Source organism: Rhodococcus chondri (assembly GCF_036327435.1).
GTDB lineage: Bacteria > Actinomycetota > Actinomycetes > Mycobacteriales > Mycobacteriaceae > Rhodococcus > Rhodococcus chondri.
Genome location: NZ_JAUZMZ010000195.1, coordinates 1 through 8,163, shown reverse-complemented (window position 1 = coordinate 8,163; position 8,163 = coordinate 1). Strand labels below are relative to the sequence as shown.

7 protein-coding genes are annotated in these 8,163 nt (G+C 64.5%); 6 read left to right on the top strand and 1 reads right to left on the bottom strand.

What is annotated here, in order from left to right; translation table 11 throughout:
• Positions 1 to 34 precede the first annotated feature (34 nt).
• On the bottom strand, positions 35 to 793 hold the full coding sequence (locus tag Q8814_RS22560) for an MDR family oxidoreductase (protein WP_330154213.1): 759 nt from the start codon (positions 791 to 793) through the stop codon (positions 35 to 37).
• A 262-nt stretch (positions 794 to 1,055) separates the two neighbouring features.
• On the opposite strand from Q8814_RS22560, the gene Q8814_RS22555 reads away from it, so the two are divergent.
• The 6 genes from Q8814_RS22555 to Q8814_RS22530 form a co-directional block, all read left to right on the top strand.
• Positions 1,056 to 2,633 (top strand): ABC transporter substrate-binding protein, encoded by a 1,578-nt coding sequence (locus Q8814_RS22555; RefSeq protein WP_330154212.1) that lies wholly within the window; start codon positions 1,056 to 1,058, stop codon positions 2,631 to 2,633.
• A 50-nt stretch (positions 2,634 to 2,683) separates the two neighbouring features.
• A complete protein-coding gene (locus Q8814_RS22550; RefSeq protein ID WP_330154211.1) occupies positions 2,684 to 4,255 on the top strand; it encodes an ABC transporter substrate-binding protein in 1,572 nt (523 codons plus the stop codon).
• An 87-nt stretch (positions 4,256 to 4,342) separates the two neighbouring features.
• Positions 4,343 to 5,308, top strand: coding sequence for an ABC transporter permease (locus tag Q8814_RS22545; RefSeq protein WP_330154210.1), 966 nt, complete (start codon positions 4,343 to 4,345; stop codon positions 5,306 to 5,308).
• Positions 5,305 to 6,222, top strand: a complete 918-nt coding sequence (locus Q8814_RS22540) for an ABC transporter permease (protein WP_330154209.1) — start codon at positions 5,305 to 5,307, stop codon at positions 6,220 to 6,222. Before Q8814_RS22545 ends, Q8814_RS22540 begins: the two co-directional genes overlap by 4 nt.
• On the top strand, positions 6,219 to 7,268 hold the full coding sequence (locus Q8814_RS22535) for an ABC transporter ATP-binding protein (RefSeq protein ID WP_330154208.1): 1,050 nt from the start codon (positions 6,219 to 6,221) through the stop codon (positions 7,266 to 7,268). The genes Q8814_RS22540 and Q8814_RS22535 overlap by 4 nt, the downstream gene beginning before the upstream one ends.
• On the top strand, positions 7,268 to 8,163 hold an 896-nt coding region (locus Q8814_RS22530; protein WP_330154207.1), incomplete at its 3' end, for an ABC transporter ATP-binding protein. The genes Q8814_RS22535 and Q8814_RS22530, both read left to right, overlap by 1 nt.

Here is an 8,163-nt window from a genome sequence, read left to right as displayed (position 1 = left end):
GCAGGGACACGCCGCGCAGGATGAACGGTGCGACCTAGGCGGGGAAGTCCATCCCCTGTGCCAGGCCGCATGCGGCGACCGCACCGCCGTAGCGGGTCTGCGCGCACGCGTAGGCCAGAGTATGGCTGCCGGCGGTGTCGACGACGCCTGCCCAGCGTTCCTTCTGCATCGGCTTACCCGCTGCGGAGAGCTCTGCGCGGTCGATCACGGTGGAGGCGCCCAGTTGCTGGAGGTATTCGGCTTCCGAGGTCTTGCCGGTCGCGGCGGCCACGGTGAATCCGGCCTTCGTCAGCAGCGCAATGGCGATGCTGCCGACGCCGCCGGTCGCGCCGGTGACGAGGATTTCGCCCTGCTCGGGTCTCACACCGAAGTTCACGAGCGCATCGACGCACAGGCTCGCGGTGTAACCGGCCGTGCCGATCGCCATCGCCTGCCGGGCGGTGAATTCGCCGGGCAGGGGAACCAGCCAGTCCCCGTTGAGCCGTGCGCGCTGAGCCAAGCCGCCCCAATGGGTTTCACCGACACCCCAGCCGTTTAGGACGACGCGGTAGCCTGTCGACCACTCCGCATGTGCGCTGTCGGTGACGACGCCTGCGAGATCGATGCCCGGGACCATCGGAAACTTGCGTACCACAGGCGATTTGCCGGTGATAGCCAATCCGTCTTTGAAGTTCAGCGTGGAATACTCCACGTCGATTGTGACGTCGCCGTCGGGAAGTTCGTTTTCCTGCAAGCTTTTCAGCGTCACCGTCTGGCCGGCTTCGCCCTTCTCGATTACGAGTGCCGAAAACATCAGAACAAGGTTCCTTCCTCAGCCCCGGTGGGGCGCGTTCGGAGCATGCACACGATTCGCACGCTACTTCAATCATTACAAGGATGGCAATACTTGAATGTTCGGAGGCGAACAGTGATACTCCCTGTGACCATCGTCACGGTCGCCGGTGGTCGGCGCCTCGTCGACCACCGTGCGTACCGAAATCACCCGTGCTCCTTCGTCACCGACGCGTGTTCGAAATCGGTGGTGTCGTCCCGCAGTTCCGCCTTATCGAAAGGTCATGATGTACCGACCCAGACGTTTTCTCCCCGCAGTCGCGGCGGCATGCGCCACGGCGCTGCTGCTGGTGTCCTGCAGTGGTTCGAGTTCCGACGACGCGACGGGCGCGCAGGGCCCGGCAGGAGACCCGGTCGCGGGTGGCTCACTGGACGTGCTCCAGACCGGCGAGCCGCGGTCGCTCGATCCGGCGGCGCTGACCAACTATTGGGCCTTCCAGCCGACGCTCGGCAATGCGCTGTACGGGACCCTGATGATCAACGATGTCGACACACTCGAGATCGAATACAAGATGGCCACCGACTTCTCGACCACGGACGGCGGTGCCACGTTCACTCTGAAACTCCAGCCGGACCTCACCTTCACCGATGGCACGCCGCTCGATGCCGCCGCCGTGAAATACAACTGGGACCGCTTGGTGGATCCGAAGCTGGGCTCGACGTCGGGCCGGTGGGCTGCCCAGATCGCCGAGACGCGCGTCGAAGACCCGACCACACTTCGGGTGGTGATGAGGTCCCCGAATCCGCACTACGCCCAGTCGATCGTAGGAAGCTCCCTGAACTGGATCGCCTCCCCGGCCGCGCTGGAGAAGGGGCCGGCCGCATTCGACGAGAACCCCGTCGGCGCAGGACCGTTCACGCTGGCCTCGTGGACACGCCAGGATGCCGTCGAACTGACCAAGAATCCTGACTACTGGGATGCACCCAAGCCGTACCTGGACAGCATCACGATCCGCACGGTGAGCGACACGAACCAGCGTGTGAACGCGGTGACGACCGGCGCCGCCGACCTCGCCTCCGAGACCAACTGGGAGAGCCTGAAGAAGATCGAGGCGGCAGGACTGAACATCGACGTCGTCCCGACCGGCGGTGGGCAGTTCGTCGCCATGAACTTCGCCCGCGCGCCCTTCGCCGACGAACGAGCACGCAGGGCCGTGTCCCTCGCGGTGGATCTGGACGCCATCAATACCGCCGTCTACAACGGTGAGGGCGAGATTCCGATGACCCTGTTCGAGGAGAGCTCGCCGTTCTTCAGCGAAATCGCCCTCAAGGAGACCGATCCGGAGGCAGCGCAGAAATTGTTCGACGAACTGGCCGCCGAAGGTAAGCCCGTCTCGTTCACATTCCTGTCCTACCCCACGACCGAGAGCAAGATGCTCGGGGAGGCACTGCAGGCGCAGATGAGCGCATTCGACAACGTCGAGGCGAAGGTCGACGTCGTCGACTACGCCCAGGCCACGGCCCGGACCGGGGCGCGCGACTTCGACATGCTCATCTCCTCGGCGGTCATCCAGGATCCCGACAACCCGCTGTGGCTGGCATTCCACAGCGACTCCTCCGGCAACTCGGTGGGGGTCGACGACGCCGAACTCAGCGCAGCCCTGGACGCCGGCCGCACCGGTCGGACCGTCGAGGAGCGCAAGGCCGCGTACGAAACCGTGCAGGAGCGCCTCGTCCAACTGAACCCGGGCATCTGGTACTACCGCGCCGTTCCGGCCGTCGTCTGGGGAGACCACGTGCAGGGCGTCGAGGTCTACACCCTGGGTTCGCCGCTGCCCGAGGAAATCTGGGTCACCGACTAACCCGCGACCGCTACCGCACCCGTGCACAAAACTATGACAGGAGTAGCAGAGTGACAGTGAATTGGCGAAAGGTGCCACGACCGTTGCTGGTGGCCGTCGCATCGGTCATGGTGGCCGCCGGGTGCGGTAGCGGTGGTGCGACGGGAAGTGACGGGGCAGGCTCGGACACGCCCGTACGCGGCGGCGAACTGGTCATGGCCGTCAACGTCGAAGGACAGACGATGGATCCGGTCTGGTGCGCTACCCACGCATTCGACCGGTGCGCCCCCGTCTTCGGAACCCTGTTGCGTTTCGACACCGAGGACGAGCAGTTTGTGCCCGGAATGGCGTTGGCGTTCGACTCCGAGGACGGCCGCACGTGGACCCTGAAACTCCGCGACGGTATCCGGTTCAGTGACGGCACCACGTTCGACGCGGATGCCGTCGTTTTCAACTGGGAGCGAGTGAAGGATCCCGCCAACCTTTCGCCGTCCGCTCGGATCGCTGCGCCCCTTACGTGGCGCGTGGTCGATCCGCTAACGGTGGAAGTCACGTCGGAGCAACCCAATTTCCAGTTGCCGTGGGCGCTGGCGCAGGGCATGGGGATGATCGGCTCACCCGCCGCGATCGCGCAACTCGGCGCCGACTTCGGCAATGCGCCGATCGGGGCCGGCCCGTTCCTCCTGGAGAAGTGGATCCGCAACTCGGAAGCGCGGTTCACTGCGAATCCGGACTACTGGGACGAAGGAGCACCGTATCTCGACAGTTTTGTGCTGAAGGTGATCGGCCAGGACGACCAGCGCCTCAACGCGCTGCGCGCCCGGGAGATCGACATCGACTGGTCACTGCTTTCCAAGGACGCCAGGGCGATCGAAGCGGAAGGCTTCACCGTCCACGCCCTGCCGCTGGTCGGAGGAACCGGGCTGAACTTCAACTTCGATGACTCGGACCTGAAGGATCCACAGTTGCGCCTCGCGTTGCTGAAGACCTTCGACAGCGCCCAGATCAACAGCGCGGTGTACCCGGGCGACGAGCCGGTGGACGCATTCCTGTTCCCGGACAGTCCCTACCGCGACGACTCGCTCGGAACCTTCCCGGAGAAGGATCCGGAGGGTGCGCAGAAGCTGTTCGACGAGTATCTGACCCGTAGTGGCAAGACCGATCTGACACTGCGCTTGAGCACGTTCGCGGGCCTGCCCGCACTCGGTCAGGTGGCACAGATCCTGCAGTCCCAGGCCCAGCAGATCCACGGGCTGACGATCGAGATCGAAGCGATGGATTACGCGACGCTGCAGGGAGTCCTGCGTTCGGGTAATTATCAACTGGGGATTGCGGCCACGCTGTCGCAGCACATGGACGCGATCTACGACACGTTCCACTCCGACGGGACGAACAACATCACGGGCTACACGAATCCGAAGGTCGACGAAGCGCTCGAGGCGAGCCGTGCATCGAAGGATTCCATGGTGGTGGCCGACGCCTACAAGGTGATCAACGGAGAGATCTCGAAGGACGCTCCGCTGCGCAACTGGCGCTACCAGACCGGATACCTCTTCACCCCCGGGTACGTGAAGGACCTGACCATCACGGGCACCCTCAGCGGTGCTGGCGCCTACCTCGACCGGACCTGGATCGACAAGTAGGGCGTGACGACGCGGCGGGCACGGTCGTGCTCCACGGGCGTGCCCGCTCGGTCGGAGAACAGATCGAACGAAGGAGATGATCGAAGCTTGGTCGGAAAATCGATTCGGAGAAGCGTAATCCCGGTCGGAAATTTTCTTCTGCTGGTCTGGATGGTCAGTGTGGCGGTGTTCCTCCTCTTGGAGATGATTCCTGGTGACCCGGTCGACAGCTTGGTGCCACCGGGGGCTACCGACGAGATGCGCGAACTCGCGCGCGAGAGCTACGGTCTCGCGGATCCAGTCGTGCAGCGGTACTTCTCGTGGATCGGCGGAGTTCTGCAGGGCGACTTCGGACGTTCGTTCACGACACAGACACCGGTGCTGACGTCCATCGCGGAGCGTGCGCCAGTGTCGCTGGAACTGGCAATCCTGTCGATGGTGGTGGCGCTCGCCGTATCGCTGCCGGTCGGAGTCTGGTCGGCGTACCGGCCTGGCGGCCGCATCGACAAAGTCGCGACGGCGCTCACGTCCGCGACACTCGCCGTTCCGTCCTTCGTCCTGGGCATCCTGCTCGTCTTCATGTTCGGGGTGCAGCTCGGGATGCTCCCCACCCTCGGGTGGGTGGAGTTCTCCGAAGACCCGGTCGAACACCTCCGGTATATCGTGTTGCCCGTCCTAACCTTGGCCGCCGGCGAATGCGTGCTCTTCACGCGACTGCTCAAAGGCGACATGATGGCCACCCTCCAACAGGATCATGTGCTGTCGACGCGCGCCCGGGGATTGCCGACGTGGCGCATCCTGGTCAGGCATGCCCTACGGCAGTCGTCCTTCTCGCTCGTCACCGTGTCCGGAGTGGTGATCGGCCGGCTTATCGGCGGAACCGTCATCGTCGAACTGATCTTCTCGTTGCCCGGTATGGGCAACCTGGTGGTCAACTCGATCCTCTCGCGCGACTTCATCGTCGTGCAGGCCGTGGTGCTCCTCAGCGCACTGCTCTATCTGCTGATCAATACCGTCGTCGACCTGGCCTACCCATGGCTCGACCCGCGCGTGAGGAAGGTGAGCGCAACATGACCGACCTCGTTCGGCAGGAGAGCGGCGGCGAAGCGGCGGTGCGGTTCGCGGCGACCGCAATACCCCCCGCCCCCGGGCCGACCGGGAAGCCGACTCGTCGGCACCGACAGCGCGACTACGGTGCGCTGCTCGGTGCCGTGTGGATCGGCGTTGTCGTCGTCGCAGCGGTGACCGCGCAATGGCTTCCGCTGCCCGACCCCAACGAGATCACGGACAACTTCAGCGCGGGTCCCGGCTGGGGAGCCAATCTCCTCGGGACCGATGCGCTCGGTCGCGACATCCTCTCCCGCTGTATCCACGGGGCGCGGGTGTCGATGGCTGTGGCCATCGGCGGAACAACCATCGCAATGGTCGTGGGCGTGGTAGCGGGCATGATTTCCGGATATCTGCGAGGCGCCACGGACCGGACGATCTCGCTGCTCGTCAATTTCCTGCTCTCGTTCCCCGCGCTGATCTTCCTCATCGCGCTGGTGGCCGCACTCGGTCCCGGCCTGTCGACGCTGGTGCTGGGATTGGCGCTGCTGGGCATTCCCAACTTTGCGCGGGTGGCGCGGGCCAATACGATCGCCTTCTCGGAGCGCGAATTCGTCACGGCAGCAAAAGCGCTCGGCGCCGGACCATGGCGCGTGCTGACCCGGGAGCTGCTCGGCAACGTCATGCTCCCCGTGATGTCCCTCGCCCTCGTGGTGATGGCCACCCTCGTCGTGGCGGAGGGCAGCCTGAGCTTCCTCGGACTGGGTGTTCCGCCACCGACACCGAGCTGGGGCGGGATGCTCGCCTCCGGACGCGAATCATTAAGGGAATACCCGCATCTAGTACTCATTCCGTCGCTGTTTTTCTTTCTCACCGTGTATTCGTTCAACAAGCTCGGCGATTGGGTGCGGGGCCGGGTAGGCAGGGAGTCGTCCGTATGAGTAGCAGCACCGAGACCGCCGTACACAAGGAAGAGAGTTCGCCCTCCGCGACACCGGCCGGATTGCTGGAAGTACGCAACCTCGGAGTGTGGTTCGATACGCCGCGAGGTCTGGTCCGCGCCGTCGACGGAGTCGACCTACGTGTCGATGCCGGACAGACGCTCGGCCTCGTCGGGGAGTCGGGCTCCGGCAAGTCCGTGCTGTCACGAGCGATCATGAAGATTCTTGCACCCAGCGCACGGGTGCAACCGGGCAGCGAGATCCTGCTGAACGGCGTCGACCTGGCTACCGTGTCGCCGAAGCGGAACAAGCATCTATGGGGCGTCGATCTGTCCATGGTGTTCCAGGACCCGATGACCTCACTGACCCCGGTCCTCACGATCGGGCAGCAGCTCACCGAAACGCTCCGCTTCCACCTCGGACTCGACCGCCGCGCAGCGAAGGCAGAAGCGATCCGGCTGTTGACGCTCGTGGGAATCCCCGAGTCGGCCAGACGATTCGACGAGCACCCGCACCACCTGTCGGGCGGCATGCGTCAACGCGTCACCATCGCCCTCGCCATAGCGTGCTCGCCGAAGCTGCTCATCGCCGACGAGCCGACCACGGCCCTCGACGTCACAGTGCAGCAGCAGATTCTCGATCTGCTCCATGACCTGCAGGAGACGGCGAACATGGGCATGATTCTCATAACGCACGATTTGGGCGTGGTCGCGGGCCGGACGGATTCGGTCGCCGTGATGTACGCGGGGAAGGTCGTCGAGAAAGGGCCTACCCGCCAATTGTTCTCACACATGCGCCATCCCTACACGCGTGCTCTGATGGATGCGATTCCGCGCTTGATGCACCCGAGCCACACCCATCTGCCATCGATACCGGGCAGGCCGCCCACGATCATCGATCCGCCGCCGGGGTGCAGTTTTGCCCCGAGATGCCCGTCCGCGCAGGCCCGGTGTCACACCGAGTCGCCGAACCTCGAAATCGTCCCCGATTCGCCGGAGCACGCGGCGGCATGCTTTTACCCCCTGGGAACGAAGGACGTGATCTGATGGCCGGCAGCGGAAATGCACATCTTCGAGACGACGAGCACGTGGTTCTGAGTGTCCGGAACCTGACCGTCGAAGACGCGGGCAGAGGCGGCGAGCGCGTCTTCGCGGTGTCCGACGTGAGCTTCGACGTCCGACGCGGGGAGACCGTCGGATTGGTGGGGGAGTCCGGTTGCGGCAAGTCGAGCGTCGCGAAAGCGATCATCCAGCTCCCGCCGCCCGCCTCGGGTTCGATCGTCCTGAACGGCACCGAGATCGCCGGACTCGCCGGTCCTGCTCTCCGCGCCCACCGACGGAAACTACAGATGATCTTCCAGGATCCGATCTCGTCCCTGAATCCGCTGCGTAAGGTCAAGGACATCATTGCGGAGGGCCTGCGGATCCAGGGAGGAACGAGCAAGACGGAGATCGAGGCACGCACCCGTACCGTGATCGAACGCGTCGGGCTCGACCCGGACACGGCAGCCGACCGGCGGCCCCACGAATTCTCCGGCGGACAGTGCCAGCGGATCTCGATCGCACGCGCGATGGTCCTGGACCCTGAAGTCGTGATCTGCGACGAGCCGGTCTCGGCACTCGACGTGTCGGTCCAGGCCCAGATCATCAACCTCCTCGAGGAGATGAAGAAGCGATACGAGCTCACCCTGGTTTTCATCGCGCACGATCTGGCCGTTGTGAAGAACGTGAGCGACCGCGTCGTGGTGATGTACCTGGGCAAGGTCTGTGAGGTCGCCGAATCCGACGATCTGTTCACGTCGCCGATGCATCCGTACACCCGTGCGCTGATCCGTTCGGTTCCGGAACCGGATCCCGACGTGCCGGGACAACCCACTGCCCTGCCCGGGGACATTCCGTCGCCGGTGAATCCGCCGAGCGGATGCCGATTTCGCACCAGATG